Here is a 20275-nt window from a genome sequence, read left to right on the forward strand (position 1 = left end):
CTCGAAAATAAATTCTGAATTGCAACTTTGTTAATGCATGCGGGATTGTTCGAAGAATTCCGTATTGAGTGACCTGCCCGACCTGCATGTCACGCCGGGAATGCGGGTCCGGTCGCGGCAGGCCGGGTCGTTATCCGCCCTGCGCGTGACTGGCGCGGACGGTTTCAGCGTGCTGTCCGCCTGACGGCCGGATGGATCGAAGGGAGACTGGAACTGGCCAGGCGGGATGTTGAACAACAGCAGCGCGGATACGGTGACGATACCGAGACCGCCCAGGGCCAGGCACTTGTTGCGTCCGAAGCGGAAGCGTGAATCCATGATAATTTCCCCGATGCAATAGGTTTAAATCATCACATAAATTGCTCTACGGCAGTAAATTCGATGGGGAAGAAATAGCGGAATGTGGTTTTTGCGCCAGCAAGGCAAAAGCCCCGGACACGTCGATGACGCGTCCGGGGCGGAAAAGGTGGCCGGGAATAGCGGTCAGGCGCTCAGTTCGCGCATTACGCTGATCAGGTTGGCCTTGCCTTCGAAGCCGATGCCGGCAAGTTCCGGCATCACGATGCGGCTGTCCTTCACTTCGACGCCATCCGGGAAGCCGCCGAAGGGCTGGAACAGGTCCGGGTAGGACTCGTTGCCGCCCAGGCCCAGGCCGGCCGCGATATTGAGCGACATCTGGTGGCCGCCGTGCGGGATGCAGCGGGCAGGCGACCAGCCGTGCTCGCGCAGCATGTCCAGCGTGCGCAGGTATTCGACCAGGCCGTAGCTGAGCGCGCAGTCGAACTGCAGCCAGTCGCGGTCGGCGCGCATGCCGCCGTAGCGGATCAGGTTGCGCGCATCCTGCATCGAGAACAGGTTCTCGCCGGTCGCCATCGGGTTCGGATAGTAGCTGCGCAGGATGGACTGCAGCTCGTAGTCGAGCGGATCGCCGGCTTCCTCGTACCAGAACAGGTCGTACTGGCCCAGCGCTTTCGCATACGCGATGGCGGTGTCCATGTCGAAGCGGCCGTTGGCGTCCACGCACAGCCGCTGGCCGTCCTGCAGCACCGACAGCACGCCCTCGATGCGGCGCTGGTCCTCGGCCAGGCTGTCGCCGCCGATCTTCATCTTGACCACGCTGTAGCCGCGGTCGATATAGCTACGCATCTCGTCCTGCAGCTTGTCCAGGCCCTTGCCCGGATAGTAATAGCCGCCGGCCGCGTAGACGAAGATTTCGCGTTTGGCCTGGCCGTCGCCGTAGCGCTCGGCCAGCAGCTGGTACAGCGGCTTCTCGGCGATCTTGGCGACCGCGTCCCAGATCGCCATGTCCATCGTGCCCATGGCCACCGAGCGCTCGCCGTGGCCGCCCGGCTTTTCATTGGTGAACATGCAGTTCCAGATCCTGTGCGGATCGAGGTTGGCGCCGGTGTCGTCGACCAGCGAGGCCGGGTCGGCTTCCATGATCCGCGGGATGAAGCGTTCGCGCATCAGCATGCCCTGGCCGTAGCGGCCGTTCGAGTTGAAGCCGTAGCCAACCACCGGCTTGCCGTCCCGGATAACGTCGGTGATCACGGCCACCAGCGACAGCGTCATTTTCGAGAAGTCGATGTAGGCATTGCGGATGGGCGAGCTGATGGGAAGGGTTTTCTCGCGGATTTCGACGATACGCATTGAGTGCTCCAGGCAGGTTGAAAGTGGCGTCAGCATAAGGCATGCGGGCCTGCCCATAAAACACCCGGTTCACGCGATGATCCGGCGCACGGCGGCAGCCGGGGCCGCCGGCGAATGCAGTCCCTTTCGCTGCTGGCAAGGAAGGGCGCGCCGCCGCCTGCCGCGGCCGGCGGATCGGGCGATGCGCTGCCGCTGCCTTCCTTGCCCGATTCCCTCCCTGAAAATTTTGACCCATGTCAATTTTTCAAAAACCGCCCGGCGCTACAGTCGGCCGTCTCTGCTTTTCCAGGAAAACCGACCGTGCTCTCCACTCCCTTTCCCGCGCTCACCATCAAAAACAAGACCCTGCTGCCCATCGTCCAGGGCGGCATGGGCGTGGGCGTGTCGGCGCACCGGCTGGCCGGCGCGGTCGCATCGCTCGGCGCGATGGGAACGATTTCCAGCGTCGACCTGCGGCGCCATCATGCCGACCTGATGGCCCAGACCGGCCGCTCGCGCGACAAGGCCGCGATCAATGCGGCCAACCTGGTGGCGCTGGACCGGGAAGTGCGCGCGGCGCTTGCGCTGGCCGGCGGCCGGGGCATGGTGGCGGTCAACGTGATGCGCGCTGTGGCCGACTATGCGGCCTATGTGCGGCAGTCCTGCGCGAGCGGCGCGGAAGCCATCGTGGTGGGCGCCGGCCTGCCGCTGGACCTGCCGGAACTGACCGCCGACTTTCCTGACGTCGCGCTGATCCCCATCCTGTCGGACGCGCGCGGCATTGCGCTGCTGCTGAAGAAATGGATGCGCCGCCAGCGCCTGCCGGACGCGATCATCATCGAGAACCCGCATTACGCGGCCGGCCACCTGGGCGCGCCGCGGCTGGACGAGGTGCATGCGCCGCAGTATGCGTTCGGCGCGGTGCTCGAGGCCACGCAGGCGCTGCTGGACGAACTGGGCATCGCGCGCGAACGCATCCCGCTGATCGTCGCCGGCGGCGTCCACGACCATGAACAGGCGCGCCGGCTGTTTGCGCTGGGCGCATCCGCCGTGCAGCTGGGCACGCCATTCGCCGTCACCGAGGAAGGCGATGCGCACCCGGCGTTCAAACGCGTGCTGGCAGGCGCCGGGCCGGAAGACATCGTCACCTTCATGAGCGCAGCCGGCCTGCCGGCGCGCGCGGTCAGGACGGCCTGGCTGGACGGCTACCTGGCGAAGGAAGAAAAGCTGCAGCGCAAGGCCCATGCGCGCGACTGCGTCGCCGCGTTCGACTGCCTGCACCAGTGCGGGCTGCGCGACGGCAATCCGAAGGCCGGCCAGTTCTGCATCGACACCCGCCTGGCCTACGCGTTGAAGGGCGACGTCCAGCGCGGGCTGTTTTTCCGCGGCTCGGAACCCCTGCCGTTCGGCGAAGAGATCCGGCCGGCGCGCGACCTGGTCCGGCTCATTCTGAATGGCGGACGGAATGACGCTGCCGATGGCCCGGTCCGGGACCCGCAGCCCGCCGCCGCTTGATGAACCCCGGCGTGCGGCAACCCATTACCTGAACCCGAAGGAGGCGATCATGGAAGACCTGAAGGAAAGCGCCGCTGCGGCGCCGGCGAGCCAGCATGGGGCGCTGCGCATCGTGCGCGAGGAGCATGAGCGGCTGGCGGCCGTGGTCCACGGCATGCGCTACCTGGCGCGGGCCATCGGCGAGAAGGCGGCGCAGCCCGACCTCCGGGTGTTCCGCGCCATGCTGCTGTATATCAGCGAATATCCGGAGCGGCTGCACCATCCGAAGGAAGACCTGTACCTGTTCGCGCCGCTGCGCGCGCACACGCATGCGCATGACGAAACGCTGGCGGCGCTGGAAGCCCAGCATGCGAACGGCGAGGCGATGGTGCGCCGGCTGGAGCACCTGCTGTTGCGCTACGAGTTTGGCGGCGAACCGGAATTCGCGCCCTTTGCCGGGCAGGTCGAGTGCTATGCCGATTTCTATTTCCGTCACATGCGCACCGAGGAGGATGTCATTTTCCCGGCGCTGCGCGAGCATCTTTCCGCCGGCGACTGGGAGAAGGCGGACCGCGCCTTTGCCAGCAACATCGACCCGCTCGCCGGGACCGACCTCAAGCACGACTTCGAACGCCTGTTCACCGTCATCGTCAGCATCACGCCCGCGCCGGTGGGCCTGGGGCCGGCGCTGCAATGAGGGAAGGGAGAAGGCGGCGGTCCGCATGGCCCGCCGCCTGCGCTGCCTAGTGCGCCATCAGCACGGGCAGCGTCATCGACTCCAGCACCGTGCGCGACGCGCCGCCCAGAAGCAGTTCGCGGAAGCGCGAATGCGCATAGCAGCCCATCACCAGCAGGTCGGCGAACGTGTCCGCCGCCAGCGACAGCAGCGCGTTGCCGCTGTCCTGTTCGGTGGTTTCCTGCATCACCTGCACCTTCACGCCGTGCCGCGTCAGGTAAAGCGCGATGTCCGCGCCGGGCTGCTCGCCGTGCATGTTGACCTGCTCGCCGGCATTGAACACCACGACCCGGACCTCGTCGGCCTGCTTCAGGAAGGGCATCGCGCCGTCGAGCGCGCGGCTGGCTTCCTGGCTGCCGTCCCATGCCACCATCACCTTGCGGCCGACCTGCGTGAAGTTGCCGGCATAGGGCACGATCAGCACCGGGCGGCCCGAATACATGACCACGTATTCAGGGAAATCGCCCATCATCGCCGGCAGGACTTCGCTGGTGTCGGTCTGGCCCAGCACCACCAGGTCGGCGTACCGTGCTTCGAGGCTGACGCCGCCGGCCGGCTCGTCGTCCACGATCCGCCTTTCCCAGGACGGCACGCCCATCTGCCGCACGATTTCCTCGTATTGCTCCAGGGCCTTTTCCGCCTGCTTCCTCAGGTAGCCGATATGCGTCTTCAGCACCGCGCCGTCATCCGGAACCCGCATGCTGTCGAGCAGGTAGCGCGACACGCCGGTCATGGCCAGGCCGGTCAGGTGCGCATTTTCCCGCAGCGCTATTTCAGCGGCGATGCGGATGCGTTGCGGCGTATGCTTCGAGTGATCGACATGCACCAGTATGGTTTTATACGACATGGCAGTATCCTTTCGCTAGAGTGTCTCAAGCGTAGGAGTACTGGCCGGCGCAGTCCAGTGCCGGCGCGCCGCGACGCTTCATGTTTCTGCGGAATTTGACACATGTCAAAAATCCATCGAGCCATCAGTCCACGCCGGGAGGCCCATGAGTACGCGCAACCTGCAGTTCCTGTTCGACCCCGCATCGGTCGCCATCATCGGCGCGTCGGAGCGGCCGCACAGCGTCGGGGCCACGGTGCTGGCCAACATGCTGGCCGGCGGCTACAAGGGAGAGATCTACGCGGTCAATCCCAAGCACCGCGAACTGGCCGGCAGGCCGGTGTATGCCGACGTCGGCGCGCTGCCGAAGACGCCCGACCTGGCCGTCATCTGCACGCCGCCGCACACGGTGCCGGGTTTGATCGCGGAACTGGGCGCGCGCGGCACCAGGGCCGCCATCGTGCTGACCGCGGGCCTGAGCGCGCTGCGCGACAGCCACGGGGTCAGCCTCAGGCAGCGCATGCTGGACGCCGCCCGTCCTACGCTGCTGCGCATACTCGGACCCAACTGCGTCGGGCTGCTCGTGCCGGGCATCGGCCTCAACGCCAGCTTCGCCCATGCCGGCGCATTGCCGGGCAAGCTGGCCTTCGTCTCGCAGTCCGGCGCGCTGGTGACCGGCGTGCTGGACTGGGCCAACAGCCGCGGCATCGGCTTCTCGCGCTTCGTGTCGCTGGGCGACAGCGCCGACGTCGACTTCGGCGACCTGCTCGACTATCTCGCCAGCGACGGCGCGACCCGGGCGATCATGCTGTACATCGAAGACATACGCGACGCCCGCAAATTCATGTCGGCGGCCCGCGCCGCCGCCCGCAGCAAGCCGGTGCTGGTGATCAAGGCGGGCCGGGCGGCCGAAGGCGCGCGCGCGGCGGCCTCGCATACCGGCGCGCTGGCCGGGTCCGACGATGTGTATGACGCGGCAATACGCCGCGCCGGCATGCTGCGGGTGTATTCGACCGAAGACCTGTTCGGCGCGGTCGAAACGCTGGCCCGCTCGCGGCCGCTGGTGGGCGAGCGGCTGTGCATCCTGACCAATGGCGGCGGGCCGGGGGTGATGGCGACCGACGCGCTGATCGCCTCCGGCGGCCGGCTGGCGTCGCTGTCGGACGCCACCATGCAGGCGCTGGACAAGGTGCTGCCGGCGAACTGGTCGCATGGCAACCCGGTCGACATCATCGGCGACGCGCCGGCCGGGCGCTATCGGCAGGCCGCGGAAATCCTGCTGGCCGCGCCCGAGGTGGACGGCCTGCTGTTCATCCACGCGCCGACCGCCATCGTGCCCAGCGCCGAGATCGCGCAGGCCGTCGCGCCGCTGCTGGCCGGGGCCGGGCGCAACGTGCTGGGCTGCTGGCTGGGCGGCGACAGCCTGGCCGCGGCCCGCCAGGTATTTTCCAGCCAGGGCATACCGACCTACGACACGCCGGAGGAAGCGGTGCGCGGCTTCATGCAGATCGTGCAGTACCGGCGCAACCAGAACCTGCTGATGCAGGTGCCGGCGTCGACGCCCGAGGACTTCGGTCCCGACCGCGCCGCCGCCCAGGCGCTGGTCAATGCGGCGCTGGCGGACGGCCGCAGCATGCTGACCGAGCCGGAGTCGCACCGCCTGCTGGCCGCGTACGGCATACCGGTGGTGGCGACCCACACCGCGATCAGCGCCGAGGATGCCGCCGCCGCCGCCGCCGCGATCGGCTTCCCGGTGGCGCTGAAGATCCTGTCGCCGCAGATCAGCCACAAGTCCGATGTCGGCGGCGTGGTGCTGGATTTGGAGGATGCGCCGGCGGTGCTGGCGGCGGCCACCGCGATGCACCGCAGGCTGCGCGCGCTGCTGCCTGACGCGGTGCTGACCGGTTTCACCGTGCAGGCGATGGCCAGGCGGCCGCAGGCGCACGAGCTGATCGTCGGCGTCGCAACCGACCCGGTATTCGGGCCGGTGCTGCTATTCGGCAAGGGCGGCGTCGCCGTCGAGGTGACCGCCGACCATGCGATGGAGCTGCCGCCGCTGAACATGCCGCTGGCCAAGGCGATGATGGCGCGCACCAGGGTGTACCGGCTGCTGCGCGGCTACCGCAACGAAGGCCCGGCCGATGTCGATGCGATCGGCCGCACGCTGGTCCAGCTGTCCCACCTGGTGACCGACATCGCCGAGATCGTCGAACTCGACATCAACCCGCTGCTGGCCGACGGCAACGGCGTGCTGGCGCTCGACGCGCGGGTGAAGCTGGCGCCGCGCACGGTGGGCGAGAGCCGCAACCGGCTGGCGATCCGGCCCTATCCGAAGGAACTGGAGGAAACCGTGGACTGGGAGGGCGAACAGCTGCTGCTTCGGCCCATACGGCCCGAGGACGGCGAGGAACACCTGCGCTTTTTCAACGCGCTCGACCCGGAGGACGTGCGCTTCCGCATCTTTTCACGGATGCGCGAGCTGCAGCCGTCGCAGGTCGCGCGGCTCACGCAGATCGACTACGACCGCGAGATGGCCTTCATCGCCAGCCGCAGGAAACCGGACGGCGCATTCGAGACGCTGGGCGTGGTGCGCGCCATCGCCGACCCGGACAACATCAAGGCCGAGTTCGCCATCATCGTGCGGTCCGACATGAAGGGCCACGGGCTGGGCGTGATGCTGATGAAGAAGATCATCGACTATTGCCGCAGCCGCGGCACCAGGGAGATCGTCGGCGAGGCGCTGATCAACAACCGGCCGCTGCTGGAAATGGTCCGGCACCTGGGCTTCGAGGTGCATCCGGCGGTGGGGGAAGGCACCGCGGTGCTGCGGCTGCCGCTGCAGCAGCCGCAGCAGGAGCATGCGCCGTAGGGGCGCGCTGCGCTGTACGCCATTGACAGCGCAGCAGCCTGCAACCGATGCGGGTTGCAGTCGCTCGTAGGGTGTAATGAGCGAAGCGCATTACACCCTACGGATTTTCTGCTTCGTATGCTCTTGACCGCGCGGCACCATTCGCCCGAGGCGTGTTGCAGGCCGGGCGCAATGCCGGGCCCTCAGTTCTTGGGCTTGGCTTCCTCGCGCCGGTTGAAGCCGGCAACCATGTCGAAGCGGAACAGCCGGCATTCGATGGCGCCGTTAAAGAACGGCGTCTTGCGGGCTTCCTTCAGCCGCAGCAGCCTGGGCAGGCCTAGGTCGGCGGTGAACAGGAAGACCTTCCAGCCGGCGAAGCGCTGCTTGAGCGTGGTGCCGAAGGCGCTGAAGAACGCTATCGCCATGTCGTCCTCCGGCACCGCGCTGTCGCCGCGCAGCGCGATCCGCTCGCCATAGGGCGGGTTGGTGACCAGGAAGCCCGGCGTCTCGGTCGGCGGCTTGATTTCCTGCGCCTCGATCTGCTTCAGCGGCACCTCGAACAGGATGCCGGCCCGCTGCAGGTTGGCGCGCGTCATCGCCACCATGTCGCCGGAGATGTCGCTGCCGAAGATGGTGGGCGTCGCCGGAAGCGCGCGCGGCCTGACGCTGCCCTTCACTTCGCGCCATTCGTCGCCGCTGAAGGCGTTGAATTTCTCGAATGCGAAGCGGCGGCGCGCGCCGGGCGGTATGCCGGCCAGCATCTGCGCGGCTTCGGCCAGGATGGTGCCGGAGCCGCACATCGGGTCGAACAGCACGTCGCCAGGCTTCCAGCCGGACACGCGCAGCAGGCCGGCCGCCAGGTTCTCGCGCAGCGGCGCATCGCCGGTGTCGAGCCGCCAGCCGCGCTTGAACAGCGCCTCGCCCGAGGTGTCCAGGTAGAGCGTGACATTGCGGGCGTCGATGAAGGCGAAGACCCGCATGTCGGGCGTCCGGGTGTCCACCGAAGGACGCTTGCCGCAAAGGTCGCGGAAGCGGTCGCAGATCGCGTCCTTGATCTTCAGCGTGGTGAACTCCAGGCTTTTCAGCGGCGACTTGATCGCGGTGACGTCGATCCGTATCGTGTGGTCGACCTGGAACCAGTCTTCCCAGGTCTGGGCCAATGCCAGGTCGTAAACATCGTTCTCGTTCAGGTAGCCGGCATGCGCGATGCGCATCAGCACCCGCGACGCCAGCCGCGAATGCAGGTTGACCCGCATCGCGTCCGCCATGCTGCCCGAGCAGTGGACGCCGCCGGGCACCTGGTTGTGCACCTTGAGCGTGGGGGAATAGTCGGCGGCGATCTCGTTGAGTTCGTCGGCGAGCGCCGCTTCCATGCCGCGCGGGCATGGGCAGAAGTAGGAGTGATTCATGGGGTACCTTTTATCCGTAGTGATGCACTTGTTGCGGTTGTTACAGTTGCTTCGATTGGTACTGGCGCCGCGGCAGCGTCACGCCTGCTGCAGCGCCCGTTCGACGAAATCCAGCCTGTCCTGGCCCCAGTAGCCGACGCCGTCGACGATATACCAGGGCGCGCCGAACACGTTGGCGGCGATCGCGTCGTCGGTGTAACGGTCATATTCGGCCCGCACCGCCGCGCTGTCGGCGCTGTCGACCAGCGCGGCGCCGTCCAGGCCGGTCTCCGCGGCGATGGCCGACAGCGTGCCGGCATCGGCGATGTTGCGTTCCTCGACCCAGACCGCGCGCCCGACGGCGCCGGTCAGCCGCATCGCGGCATCATTGCCCTCCGCCAGCTTGGCGGCGATGATCAGGCGCGCCGCCGGGTCGCCGTCGACCGGGAAGAAGGCCGGATGCAGGTTCAGCGGCAGGCCCAGGAAACGGCTCCATCGTTCCAGTTCCAGCAGCCGGTACGCCTGGCGCTGCGGCGCGCGCTTGGGCAGAGGCAGGCCGCCGGAGGTGCCGAAAACCCGGCCGATATCGCAGGGCCTGATGTCGATATCGACCCCGTGCTGCTGCGTCATCGCGGTGAAGCGCTGGTGGCCGAGGTAGACGTAAGGCGATTGCGGCGCCAGGTAGTAGGTGCAGGATTTTGTCATCAGGCGCTCCGTATTCAGAAGGGTTTGACCACGACCAGGATCACGATGGCCAGCAGGCCGATCACGGGGACTTCATTGAACCAGCGATACCAGGCGTGGCTGCGGGCATTGGCGCCGTTGCGGAACTTGCGCAGCAGCGAGCCGCACGCATGGTGATAGCCGATCAGCAGCACCACCAGCGCCAGCTTCGCATGCAGCCAGCCATTGCCGGGGCCGCGGCCGATGCCATAACCGAGCCAGAGCCACAGGCCGAATACCAGCGCGGCAACCATCAGCATGCCGGAAAAGCGGTACAGCTTGCCGGCCATCAGCAGCAGGCGCTCGGTGGTGACCGTGTCCGCGCGGTCGACCATCGCCAGGTTGACGAAGATGCGCGGCAGGTAGAACAGCCCGGCGAACCAGGAAGTGACGAAGACGATATGCAGCGACTTGACCCAGAGCATGCGATTCCTTGTTGAATTTGTACTTGTTATTGGCGGATTTCGCCGTGGCCGAACACCACATATTTCAGCGAGGTCAGGCCTTCCAGCCCGACCGGGCCGCGCGCATGCAGCTTGTCGTTGGAAATGCCGATCTCCGCGCCCAGCCCGTACTCGAAGCCGTCGGCGAAGCGGGTCGACGCATTGACCATCACCGACGCCGAGTCGACCTCGCGCAGGAAGCGCAGCGCGCGGCTGTAGTTCTCGGTGACGATGGCGTCGGTATGCTTCGATGAATAGGTGTTGATGTGGTCGATCGCCTGGTCGAGATTGTCGACCACCTTGACTGCAAGGATAGGCCCCAGGTATTCGGTGTGCCAGTCTTCCTCGGTCGCATGCGATAGGAAAGGGTAGCCGGCCAGCAGCGCATGCGCGGTCTCGTCGGCCCGCAGTTCGACCTCCTTGGTCTTGTACAGCTCGGCCAGGCGCAGCAGCACCTCGGGCGCAACCTCGCGGGCCACCAGCAGCGTCTCCATCGTGTTGCAGGTGCCATAGCGGTGGCATTTCGCATTGAAAGCCACCGGCAGCGCCTTTTCGATGTCGGCCTGGTCGTCGATGTACACATGGCAGATGCCGTCCAGGTGCTTGATCATCGGCACCGTCGACTCGCGCATCAGCCGCTCGATCAGTCCCTTGCCGCCGCGCGGCACGATCACGTCGACATGCTGCGGCATCGTGATCAGCGCGCCGACGGCCGCGCGGTCGGTGGTTTCGACGATCTGCACGCCGTCGGCCGGCAGGCCGGCGCCGGCCATGCCTTCCTTCACCAGCTTCGCCAGCGCCTGGTTGCAGTGGATCGCTTCCGAGCCGCCGCGCAGGATGGTCGCATTGCCGCTCTTGATGCACAGGCCCGCGGCGTCCACCGTCACATTGGGCCGCGCCTCGTAGATGATGCCGATGACGCCCAGCGGCACCCGCATCTGGCCGACCTGTATGCCGGTCGGGCGGAACTTCATGTTGGAGATTTCGCCGATCGGGTCGGGCAGCGCGACGATCTGCTCCAGGCCTTCGGCCATGGTGGCGATCGCCTGGTCCGACAGCGTCAGCCGGTCCAGCATGGCCGGCGCCAGGCCGGCGGCGCGGGCCGCTTCGAGGTCGCGCCGGTTGGCGTCCTTCAGCAGCGCGGCGTCGCGCCGGATGGCGGCGGCGATCAGCGACAGCGCCTGGTTCTTCACCGCAGTGTCGGCACGGGCCATCGCGCGCGAAGCGGCGCGGGCACGCTGGCCGACGTCATTCATGTAATGCTGGATATCCATAATGTCCTCTGATAATTATGCCGGGGTCACGCAGCCAGGCAGCAAGCGGTCACGCAGTCATGCAGCCGTGCGGGCGCGACCCCGGGCCAGCGTCAAACCCAGCTGCAGCAGCGCGTCCCACGGGTCGCCGGCATGCTTCCTCGAACGCAGGCCCTTGACCATCCGGTCTATGCTGGCCGCTTCCTGCAGCGCCTGCCGCAGCAGCGCCATCGGCAGCCGCCGCAATGCCGCCTCGGCCAGCTTCTCGCGCGGGCCCCAGACCCGGTGCTGCTTCAGCAGCGCCGGCAGCGACTGGCCCTGCGACAGCCCGGTCTGCAGCTTCAGCAGCGTGCGGATTTCCTCCGCCACCGCCCACAGCACCAGCGGCAGCGCCTCGCCTTCGCCTTTCAGGCCCTCGAGCATGCGCACCAGGCGCGCCGCATCGCCGGCCAGCATCGCCTCGTTGAGCTTGAACACATCATAGCGCGCCACGTTCAGCACTGCATCGTGGATCGCCTCGAAGCTGAGCTTGCCCGGCGGATGCAGCAGCGCCAGCTTCTGCAGTTCCTGGTGCGCCGCCAGCAGGTTGCCTTCGACCCGTTCGACGATGAAGTCAATGCCCGCCCGGTCGGCGCTCTGCTGCTGCGCGGCGAGGCGCACGCCTATCCAGTTCGGCAACTGGCTGCGCTCGACCATCGGTATGTCGATGTAGACGCCGGCCTGCTGCAGCGCCCCGACCCAGGCGGCTTTCTGCGACGCCCAGTCCAGCTTGGGCAGGGTGATCAGCGTGACATTGTCCGGGTTGAGGCTGGACGCATAGGCCTGCAAGGCCTGGCCGCCGTCCTTGCCCGGCTTGCCGCCCGGTATGCGCAGCTCGATCAGCTTGCGCTCGCCGAACAGCGACTGCGACTGGCTGGCGGCCAGCAGCGCGCCCCACTTGAAGCTGCGCTCCACGCTCAGCACCTCGCGCTCGTCGTAGCCCTTCGCCCGCGCCGCCCGGCGGATCTTGTCGGCCGCCTCCAGCGCCAGCAGGTGCTCGTCGCTGGCGATCACGTACAGCGGCGCCAGCGTCTTCGCCAGGTGCGCGTCCAGCGCGTCGATGCGCAGCTGCATGCCCGCCTACTGGACCGGCTTGATGGCGGAGACGCGGCGCAGCACCTGCTGCACCAGGTCGCTCTGCATCTCGCGGAACAGCGTCGCTTCTTCCGCTTCCTTGGCCAGCACCTGGTTTTCGTTGAAGCTCTGGATCCGGCGGATCACCAGGTCGGTCGGCGCCAGCAGCTGCCGGCCTTCCTTGTCCACCACCCGGAAGTTGACCCGGTACAGCAACGTGTATTCGCGTACCCGGCCCTGGCTGTTCAGCGACAACACCTGCTTGTCCCTGCCTTCGTTCAGGACTTCGAGGGCGGCGTCGGCCAGCTTGCGGTCGCTGACGATTTCGATATTGCTCATCACGTCGAGATTGCGGCGCAGCTGCACGCCCAGCGGCGAGGTCTCGGCCACGCTCACGAACAGCGTCTTGAACGGCAGGATCGGCTGCGGGCCGGTGCCGCGCAGCTTGAAGCCGCAGGCCGACAGCGCCAGCATCGCGGCCAGCGCGACGGAAAGTAGGCGGACATAATGCTTCATGCGGTTTTCCATGGCTTTCCCGGATCAGGCGACGATGTTGACCAGCTTGCCCGGCACCACGATGACCTTCTTGGGCGTGCCGGTGATGAACTTCTGCACGCCTTCGCTGGCCAGCGCCGCCGCCTCGATGGCAGCCTTGTCGGCGTCCTTGGGCACGCGGATGCTGCCGCGCAGCTTGCCGTTGACCTGGATCATCAGCTCGATCTCGGCCTGCTCCAGCGCCGCCGCGTCCACCTGCGGCCAGGGCGCGTCGAGGATGTCGCCCAGCGCCGCCGCATAGCCCAGCTGCTGCCACAGCACGTGGGTGATGTGCGGCGCCACCGGGTACAGGACGCGCAGGAAGATGGACAGTCCTTCGGCCAGCACCGCGCTGCTGGCCGGCGCGTCGTCGAGACGCGCGGCTTCCAGCGTGTTGAGCAGCTTCATCGCCGCCGACACCACCGTGTTGTACTGGGTGCGACGATAGTCGTGGTCGGCCTGCTGCAGCACCTTGTGGACTTCGCGCCGCAGCGTCTTGTGCGCATCGGTCAGCGCGGACGCGTCGAGGGCTGCGCCGGCCGTGATGCGCGGCGCCTGTGCATGGGCGAACGCCCAGACCCGCCGCAGGAAGCGGTTCGCGCCCTCGACCCCGGTGCCCGACCATTCGAGCGTCTGTTCCGGCGGCGACGCGAACATGGTGAACAGGCGCGCGGTGTCGGCGCCGTACTGGTCGATCTGGGCCTGCGGGTCGATGCCGTTGTTCTTCGACTTCGACATCTTCTCGGTGCCGCCGATCTGCACCGCGACGCCGTCGCTGGCGAGCACGGCCGAGACCGGGCGGCCGCGGTCGTCCGTGGTCAGCGTCACGTCGGCCGGGTTGTACCAGGTCTTCTTGCCGGCCTCGTCCTCGCGGTAATAGGTCTCGTTGAGCACCATGCCCTGGGTCAGCAGCTTGGTGAAGGGCTCGTCGAATTTCACCAGTCCGAAGTCGCGCATCACCTTGGTCCAGAAGCGCGCATACAGCAGGTGCAGCACCGCATGCTCGATGCCGCCGATGTACTGGTCCATCGGCATCCAGTAGTCGTTGCGTGCATCCACCATCGCGTCGTTGCTGCCGGGCGAGCAGTAGCGCATGAAGTACCAGGACGAATCGACGAAGGTGTCCATGGTGTCGGTCTCGCGCCGCGCCGGCTTGCCGCATTGCGGGCAATCGACATGGAGGAAGCCTTCATGCTTGTTGAGCGGATTGCCGCTGCCGTCCGGCACGCAGTCTTCCGGCAGGATGACAGGCAGGTCCTTTTCCGGAACCGGCACGTCGCCGCAGCTGCCGCAGTGGATGATGGGAATCGGCGTGCCCCAGTAGCGCTGGCGCGAGATGCCCCAGTCGCGCAGCCGGTAGGTCACTTTTTTCTCGCCCAGGCCGCGCTCGGCGAGGTCGGCGGCGATCGCGTCGACCGCCTGCTGGTAATTCATGCCGTCGTACTTGCCGGAGTTGATGCAGCGGCCGTTTTCCTTGTCGGCGTACCAGTCGTGCCAGGTCTCGGTGGAGAAGGTCTTGCCTTCGACGCCGACGACCTGCTCGATCGGCAGCACGTATTTCTTGGCGAACGCAAAGTCCCGCTCGTCATGCGCCGGCACGCCCATCACCGCGCCGTCGCCATAGGTGATCAGCACATAGTTGCCGACCCAGACCTCGATCAGCTTGCCGGTCAGCGGGTGGGTGACGAAGAGCCCGGTGGGCATGCCTTTCTTTTCCATCGTCGCCATGTCGGCTTCAATCACGCTGCCCTGCCGGCATTCGGCGATGAAGTCGGCCAGCTCCCGGTTGTTGCGGGCGGCGAAGGTGGCCATCGGGTGTTCCGGCGCGATCGCACAGAACGTGACGCCCTTGATGGTGTCGGCGCGGGTGGTGAACACCCACAGCTTGCCCTGCAGCGGGAAGCCGCCGTCGTCGGCCGGCAGCGGATGCGTGCTGCTGCCGGCCTCGGTCAGGTCGTACGGGAACGCGAAGCGCACGCCGGTGGACTTGCCTATCCAGTTCGACTGCATGATGCGCACGCGCTCGGGCCAGCCCGGCAGGCCGTTCTCGACCCGCTCCAGCAGTTCCTCGGCATAGTCGGTGATGCGGGCGTAGTACATCGGGATTTCGCGCTTCTCGATCACCGCGCCGGAGCGCCAGCCGCGGCCGTCGATCACCTGCTCGTTTGCCAGCACGGTCTGGTCGACCGGGTCCCAGTTCACGGTGCCGGTCTTCTTGTAGACGATGCCTTTTTCCAGCATCTTCAGGAACATCCACTGGTTCCATTTGTAATAATCGGGACTGCAGGCGGTCATCTCGCGCGACCAGTCGATGGCCAGGCCCATGGCCGACATCTGTTGCTTCATGTGCGCGATGTTGGCGTAAGTCCATTGCGCCGGCGGCACATTGTTGGCCATCGCCGCGTTTTCCGCCGGCATGCCGAACGCATCCCAGCCCATCGGCATCAGCACGTTGTAGCCGTTCATCCGCAGGTAGCGGTACATCACGTCATTGATGGTGTAGTTGCGCACATGGCCCATGTGCAGCTTGCCCGATGGGTAGGGCAGCATCGAACAGGCGTAGAACTTGGGCTTTTCCTGGCCGTTATGGTCTTTCGCATGTTCTACGGCGCGGTAGGCATCAATGGCTTGCCAGTGGTCGCGGGCAATATTTTCGACCTCGGCGTGATTGTATTTTTCTTGCATGGCGGCTGCGGCTCGGTGAATGGCTGGTTGGATGTGAACCGGGCATTATACTGGCTGCCCGGCAAACAGCGGGGCCGGGCGAGGGGAGACGAAAGCGGTTTTGCCCGGGCGCGGACGTATAGGGCGGGCAATCGGGGAGGGGAATGCTGCGCCCGCCCGGCCGGCGCAGGGACTGGCCGGCGGCAGGACCGGCGCACGGGGCGCCGCCTGCCAGGGACGGAGACGCCTGGCCGTCGCGGCGGCGTACGGACCCGGCAAGGCTGCCGGGTCCGCGGGCCAGCCTTACTTGCCCAGCGACGCCATGTCGATCACGAAGCGGTATTTCACGTCGCTTTTCAGCATGCGCTCATAGGCTTCGTTGATGTTGCCTATCGATAGCATCTCGATGTCCGAGACGATGCCGTGCTCGGCGCAGAAGTCCAGCATCTCCTGGGTCTCCGCGATGCCGCCGATCAATGAGCCGGCCAGGTGCCGGCGCTTCATGATCAGGTTGAACACCTGCGGCGACGGGTGTGGCGTCGCCGGCGCGCCGACCAGCGTCATCGTGCCCTCGCGCCGCAGCAGCACCAGGAAGGCGTCGAGGCTGTGGGGCGCGGCGACGGTGTTGAGGATGAAGTCGAAGCTGTTTTCATGGGCCGCCATTTCTTCGGCATTCTTCGACACCACCACTTCGTCGGCGCCCAGGCGCAGCGCGTCCTCGCGCTTGCCGGGCGACGTGGTAAACAGCACCACGTGCGCGCCCATCGCATGCGCGATCTTGATGCCCATGTGGCCCAGTCCGCCCAGCCCGACCACGCCGACCTTCTGGCCCGGCCCGACCTTCCAGTGCCGCAGCGGCGAATAGGTGGTGATGCCCGCGCACAGCAGCGGCGCGGCGGCTGCCGGGTCGAGCGACGGCGGCACCCTGAGCACGAATTTCTCATGCACCACGATATTGTCCGCATAACCGCCGTAGGTCATGCCGCCGGTATGCATTTCCTCGCCGTTATAGGTGCCGACGAAGCCGTTCTCGCAATACTGCTCGAGCCCGATGCCGCAGGCGTCGCAGCGCTGGCACGAGTCCACCATGCAGCCGACGCCGACGATGTCGCCCTGCTTGTGGCGGGTGACATGGTCGCCGACCGCGGCGACGCGGCCGATGATTTCATGGCCGGGCACCACCGGGTAAACCGTGTTGCCCCATTCATTGCGCACCGTGTGCAGGTCGGAATGGCAGACCCCGCAGTAGAGGATGTCGATCTGGACATCGTGCGGTCCGGGGTCGCGCCGCTGGAAGTCCAGCGGGTGAAGCGGGTCGTCGGCGCGGGTAGCGCCATAGCCTCTGGATTGCAGCATGTTGCAGCCTTTGATCGTTGTGTCGGGTTTCAGGAATTGAGCCGCGCCAGAAGCATCCGTGCGGCTTCCTCGGACGAGGCCGGGTTCTGGCCGGTGATCAGGTTGTCGTCGCTGACGACATAGGACTGCCAGTCCGGGCCGCGGCTGAAGTTGCCGCCGTTGCTTTTCATCGCGTCCTCGACCAGGAAGGGAACGACCTTGGTCAGCTGCACCGCTTCCTCCTCGGTGTTGGTGAAGCCGGTGACCTTGCGGCCGTTCACCAGCGGCTTGCCGTCGGCGCCCTTAACGTTGCGCAACGCGCCAGGCGCATGGCAGACCAGCGCGACCTGCTTGCCGGCCTTGAACATGGTTTCGATCGTGCGGATCGAGTCGGCGTCTTCCGCCAGGTCCCACAGCGGGCCATGGCCGCCCGGGTAGAACACCGCGTCATAGTCTTCCGCCCGTATGCCCGACAGCGGCACGGTGGACGCCAGCGCACGCTGCGAATCGGCGTCGCCCTTGAAGCGGCGGGTAGCGTCGGTCTGGGCATCGGGCTCGTCGCTCTTCGGGTCCAGCGGCGGCTGGCCGCCCTTGGGCGAAGCAAGCGTGATGTCGGCGCCGGCATCCTTGAATACATAATAGGGCGCGGCGAACTCCTCCAGCCAGAAGCCGGTTTTCTTGCCGGTATCGCCAAGCCGGTCGTGCGAGGTCAGCACCATTAATATCTTCATGGAATCTCCGTGTGGGTAGGTTTGCAGCGGGTAGGCTGCTTGGATAGCTCATCGTCCGCGGTGGTTCCCGCATGCTGCGGACCGGGCGGGCGAGTCGGGTATCATCGCCGCTTTCGCGCTTTCCTGCCGGCAGGCGCTCGAAACCAGTCAGGAGAGCAGCTTTGGAACAGCAACAATCACCGGCAAGCAGGGCGGATGCGGTGCGGCGGCTTGGACGTCGCATCGCCGGCTATTACACCGGCGTGATCGCCCCCGGCGCCAGCCGCATGGCGCGGGCCAGGTCGGCCGGGAAGGCGCTGGCCGCCAGCGCGGCGATCGGCTTCGTGCTGCTGGCGGCCTACAGCATCGTGCTGATCCCGTTCACGCCCAGCACGGCCGACCTGCGCAAAGCCAAGTCCGACCAGCCCAGCGTGCTGATGTCCATCGACGGCAAGCGCATCGCCACCTTCCGGCGCAGCAACCGGGAATGGGTGAAGCTGCAGCAGATCTCCCCCAACGTCATCAACGCGCTGATTTCCACCGAGGACCGGCGCTTCTACGAGCATGGCGGCATCGACTTCAGGCGCACGCTGGCCAGCATCGCCCACACCCTGACCGGCGACACGCAGGGCGGCTCGACGCTGACGCAGCAGCTTGCGCGCAACCTCTATCCGGACGAGATAGGCCGCAGCCGGTCGCTGACCCGCAAGATCAAGGAAGTCATCACCGCGCTGAAGATAGAGCGCGCCTATACCAAGGACGAAATCCTCGAAACCTACCTGAACACGGTGCCCTTCCTCTACAACGCGTTCGGCATCGAGATGGCGGCCCGCACCTATTTCGACAAGCCGGCCGCGAAACTCAGCGTGCTGGAAAGCGCCACGCTGATCGGCATGCTGAAGGGCACCAGCTACTACAACCCGGTGAGCAATCCCGAGCGCGCGCAGAAGCGCCGCAACGTCGTGCTGTCGCAGATGAACAAGGCGGGGCTGCTGACCGACAGCGCGCTGGCCGGCCTGAAGAAGCGGCCGATACGGCTGGACTTCGAGCGCCAGGACGAGGACACCGGCCCGGCGCCGCACTTCGCCGAGTTCGTGCGGAAATGGCTGATCGAATGGGCCGACAATAACGACTACAACATCTACCTCGACGGCCTGGTGGTCACCACCACGCTGGACTCGCGACTGCAGGCCGCGGCCAACCAGGCGGTGGCGCGGCAACTGGCCGGCCTGCAGGCTGTCGCCGATGTCGAATGGGGCATGGCGTCCTCAAGGCTGCTGTCGTCGTCGATGTCGACCTATGCCGGCATGCGCCGCCGCATCCAGCCCTTCAGCTATTTCTGGAAGAGCCGCGACGACACGGTCGACGCGTTCGTCCGCGAGTCCGGCGCCTATCGCGCGGCCGTCGACGGCGGCGCCGCGCCCGCGGCGGCGCTGGCGCAATTGCGCGCCGACAGCGCTTTCATGAACAAGCTGCGCGACGACAAGACACGGCTGCAGGCGGGCTTCATCGCCATGGACCCGGCCAATGGCGAAGTGCGCGCCTGGGTCGGCAGCCGCGATTTCCAGACCGACCAGTACGACCATGTCGCCCGCGCCCAGCGCCAGCCCGGCTCGACGTTCAAGCCCTTCGTCTACGGGGCGGCGCTGGTCCAGGGCATGTTGCCGGACAATACCTTCATCGACAAGGCAGTGGAAATTCCGCTCGGCGGCGGCGCCGTATGGCGGCCGAGCGACCTCAGCCCGCCGAGCAACCAGTCCATGACGCTGCGCCAGGGACTGATGTATTCGAAGAACACCATCACTGCGCAGGTGATGCAGGAAGTCGGTCCGAAGCGCGTGGTCGACCTTGCCGTCAGCATGGGCGTCAACCAGAGCAAGCTGGACCCGGTGCCGGCGCTGGCCCTGGGCACAAGCCCGGTGACCATGCTGGAAATGGCCACCGCCTACAGCGCCATCGCCAACGGCGGCGACTACCGGCAGCCGGTCGTGGTCACCCGCATCGCCGACCGCAACGGCCGGGTGCTGGCCGAATTCGAAGGCACGCAGCGGCGCGCGCTGCCGGCGGTGGTGGCGCAGGACCTGGTCGACATCCTGCGCGCGGCAGTAACCCAGGGCACCGGCGCTGCGATCCGGTCGCAGTTCGGCATACAGGCCGATGTCGCCGGCAAGACCGGCACCACCCAAAACAATACCGACGGCTGGTTCATGCTGATGCATCCCGGCCTGGTGTCGGGCGCCTGGGTCGGCTTCAACGATGCCCGCGTGACGATGCGCAGCAGTTATTGGGGGCAGGGGGCGCATAACGCGCTGTACGTGGTGGGGGATTTTTTCCGGCAGGCGCAGAATGGGCGGCTGGTGGATGTGGGGGCGCGCTTCGGCGGCGGGTCGGTGGTGTCGCCGATGCTGGAGCGGATGGATGGGTGGTTGGGGAGGGATAAGCATCCGTTGGCGGTGCCGGTGGATCCGGCGGATCCGGGGCCGGAGGAGGTCGCGCCGGCGGAGCCGCGGCAGGATGAACTGGAGCGGATTATCGAGCAGGCGCGGGAGGCGGTCCAGTAGCGGGCCGGCGACTTGTGG

Annotated in this window: 16 protein-coding genes; 4 read left to right on the top strand and 12 right to left on the bottom strand. The window is 66.7% G+C overall.

Annotated features, from left to right (window positions below; genetic code table 11):
* Positions 1–30: 30 nt before the first annotated feature.
* Together QOL82_RS01115 and QOL82_RS01120 are read right to left on the bottom strand one after the other, a co-directional pair.
* Positions 31–318, bottom strand: coding sequence for a hypothetical protein (locus QOL82_RS01115; protein WP_283440376.1), 288 nt, complete (start codon positions 316–318; stop codon positions 31–33).
* Positions 319–483: 165 nt separating this feature from the next.
* On the bottom strand, positions 484–1650 hold the full coding sequence (locus QOL82_RS01120) for a mandelate racemase/muconate lactonizing enzyme family protein (RefSeq protein ID WP_283440377.1): 1167 nt from the start codon (positions 1648–1650) through the stop codon (positions 484–486).
* Between the two features lie 369 nt (positions 1651–2019).
* On the opposite strand from QOL82_RS01120, the gene QOL82_RS01125 reads away from it, so the two are divergent.
* Positions 2020–3144 carry an NAD(P)H-dependent flavin oxidoreductase gene (locus QOL82_RS01125; RefSeq protein WP_430438429.1) on the top strand — a complete coding sequence of 375 codons (1125 nt, stop codon included), beginning with the start codon at positions 2020–2022 and terminating at the stop codon, positions 3142–3144.
* Positions 3095–3820 (top strand): hemerythrin domain-containing protein, encoded by a 726-nt coding sequence (locus QOL82_RS01130; RefSeq protein WP_283440379.1) that lies wholly within the window; start codon positions 3095–3097, stop codon positions 3818–3820. Before QOL82_RS01125 ends, QOL82_RS01130 begins: the two co-directional genes overlap by 50 nt.
* A gap of 46 nt (positions 3821–3866) precedes the next feature.
* Here QOL82_RS01130 and QOL82_RS01135 read toward each other — a convergent pair whose 3' ends face one another.
* Entirely contained in the window at positions 3867–4706 is an 840-nt protein-coding gene (locus QOL82_RS01135) for a universal stress protein (protein ID WP_283440380.1), read from the bottom strand.
* Between the two features lie 145 nt (positions 4707–4851).
* Here QOL82_RS01135 and QOL82_RS01140 point away from each other — a divergent pair, with 145 nt between their 5' ends.
* Positions 4852–7554 carry a bifunctional acetate--CoA ligase family protein/GNAT family N-acetyltransferase gene (locus tag QOL82_RS01140; protein ID WP_283440381.1) on the top strand — a complete coding sequence of 901 codons (2703 nt, stop codon included), beginning with the start codon at positions 4852–4854 and terminating at the stop codon, positions 7552–7554.
* Between the two features lie 182 nt (positions 7555–7736).
* On the opposite strand, the gene QOL82_RS01145 is transcribed toward QOL82_RS01140, so the two are convergent.
* From QOL82_RS01145 to QOL82_RS01185, 9 genes are all read right to left on the bottom strand, one after another.
* A complete protein-coding gene (locus QOL82_RS01145; protein ID WP_283440382.1) occupies positions 7737–8942 on the bottom strand; it encodes a THUMP domain-containing class I SAM-dependent RNA methyltransferase in 1206 nt (401 codons plus the stop codon).
* Between the two features lie 78 nt (positions 8943–9020).
* A complete protein-coding gene (locus tag QOL82_RS01150) occupies positions 9021–9626 on the bottom strand; it encodes a 2-hydroxychromene-2-carboxylate isomerase (protein WP_283440383.1) in 606 nt (201 codons plus the stop codon).
* A gap of 14 nt (positions 9627–9640) precedes the next feature.
* The gene (locus tag QOL82_RS01155) at positions 9641–10069 is read right to left on the bottom strand and encodes a CopD family protein (RefSeq protein WP_283440384.1); all 429 of its coding nucleotides are present in this window, start codon (positions 10067–10069) and stop codon (positions 9641–9643) included.
* Between the two features lie 26 nt (positions 10070–10095).
* Positions 10096–11361: a glutamate-5-semialdehyde dehydrogenase gene (locus tag QOL82_RS01160; RefSeq protein ID WP_283440385.1), complete on the bottom strand. Its 1266-nt coding sequence runs from the start codon at positions 11359–11361 to the stop codon at positions 10096–10098.
* A gap of 57 nt (positions 11362–11418) precedes the next feature.
* Entirely contained in the window at positions 11419–12453 is a 1035-nt protein-coding gene (holA, locus tag QOL82_RS01165; protein WP_283440386.1) for a DNA polymerase III subunit delta, read from the bottom strand.
* A gap of 6 nt (positions 12454–12459) precedes the next feature.
* Positions 12460–12969: an LPS-assembly lipoprotein LptE gene (locus tag QOL82_RS01170; RefSeq protein WP_283440387.1), complete on the bottom strand. Its 510-nt coding sequence runs from the start codon at positions 12967–12969 to the stop codon at positions 12460–12462.
* A gap of 24 nt (positions 12970–12993) precedes the next feature.
* Positions 12994–15672, bottom strand: a complete 2679-nt coding sequence (gene leuS, locus QOL82_RS01175; protein WP_283440388.1) for a leucine--tRNA ligase — start codon at positions 15670–15672, stop codon at positions 12994–12996.
* Positions 15673–15954: 282 nt separating this feature from the next.
* Positions 15955–17007: an NAD(P)-dependent alcohol dehydrogenase gene (locus tag QOL82_RS01180; protein ID WP_283440389.1), complete on the bottom strand. Its 1053-nt coding sequence runs from the start codon at positions 17005–17007 to the stop codon at positions 15955–15957.
* A gap of 29 nt (positions 17008–17036) precedes the next feature.
* Positions 17037–17717 carry a type 1 glutamine amidotransferase domain-containing protein gene (locus QOL82_RS01185; RefSeq protein ID WP_283440390.1) on the bottom strand — a complete coding sequence of 227 codons (681 nt, stop codon included), beginning with the start codon at positions 17715–17717 and terminating at the stop codon, positions 17037–17039.
* Positions 17718–17983: 266 nt separating this feature from the next.
* On the opposite strand from QOL82_RS01185, the gene QOL82_RS01190 reads away from it, so the two are divergent.
* Entirely contained in the window at positions 17984–20257 is a 2274-nt protein-coding gene (locus tag QOL82_RS01190; protein WP_283440796.1) for a penicillin-binding protein 1A, read from the top strand.
* The last annotated feature ends 18 nt before the right edge of the window (positions 20258–20275 follow it).

This window comes from Noviherbaspirillum suwonense, assembly GCF_900182955.1.
Lineage (GTDB): Bacteria > Pseudomonadota > Gammaproteobacteria > Burkholderiales > Burkholderiaceae_D > Noviherbaspirillum_A > Noviherbaspirillum_A suwonense.

Coding starts and splice junctions, on each gene's coding strand:
- QOL82_RS01130 (WP_283440379.1), top strand. CDS start 3,095: ATGACGCTGCCGATGGCCCGGTCCGGGACCCGCAGCCCGCCGCCGCTT.
- QOL82_RS01190 (WP_283440796.1), top strand. CDS start 17,984: ATGGCGCGGGCCAGGTCGGCCGGGAAGGCGCTGGCCGCCAGCGCGGCG.
- holA (WP_283440386.1), bottom strand. CDS start 12,453: ATGCAGCTGCGCATCGACGCGCTGGACGCGCACCTGGCGAAGACGCTG.
- QOL82_RS01115 (WP_283440376.1), bottom strand. CDS start 318: ATGGATTCACGCTTCCGCTTCGGACGCAACAAGTGCCTGGCCCTGGGC.
- QOL82_RS01120 (WP_283440377.1), bottom strand. CDS start 1,650: ATGCGTATCGTCGAAATCCGCGAGAAAACCCTTCCCATCAGCTCGCCC.
- QOL82_RS01155 (WP_283440384.1), bottom strand. CDS start 10,069: ATGCTCTGGGTCAAGTCGCTGCATATCGTCTTCGTCACTTCCTGGTTC.
- QOL82_RS01160 (WP_283440385.1), bottom strand. CDS start 11,361: ATGGATATCCAGCATTACATGAATGACGTCGGCCAGCGTGCCCGCGCC.
- QOL82_RS01125 (WP_430438429.1), top strand. CDS start 2,020: ATGGGCGTGGGCGTGTCGGCGCACCGGCTGGCCGGCGCGGTCGCATCG.
- QOL82_RS01135 (WP_283440380.1), bottom strand. CDS start 4,706: ATGTCGTATAAAACCATACTGGTGCATGTCGATCACTCGAAGCATACG.
- leuS (WP_283440388.1), bottom strand. CDS start 15,672: ATGCAAGAAAAATACAATCACGCCGAGGTCGAAAATATTGCCCGCGAC.
- QOL82_RS01170 (WP_283440387.1), bottom strand. CDS start 12,969: ATGAAGCATTATGTCCGCCTACTTTCCGTCGCGCTGGCCGCGATGCTG.
- QOL82_RS01185 (WP_283440390.1), bottom strand. CDS start 17,717: ATGAAGATATTAATGGTGCTGACCTCGCACGACCGGCTTGGCGATACC.
- QOL82_RS01140 (WP_283440381.1), top strand. CDS start 4,852: ATGAGTACGCGCAACCTGCAGTTCCTGTTCGACCCCGCATCGGTCGCC.
- QOL82_RS01180 (WP_283440389.1), bottom strand. CDS start 17,007: ATGCTGCAATCCAGAGGCTATGGCGCTACCCGCGCCGACGACCCGCTT.
- QOL82_RS01150 (WP_283440383.1), bottom strand. CDS start 9,626: ATGACAAAATCCTGCACCTACTACCTGGCGCCGCAATCGCCTTACGTC.
- QOL82_RS01145 (WP_283440382.1), bottom strand. CDS start 8,942: ATGAATCACTCCTACTTCTGCCCATGCCCGCGCGGCATGGAAGCGGCG.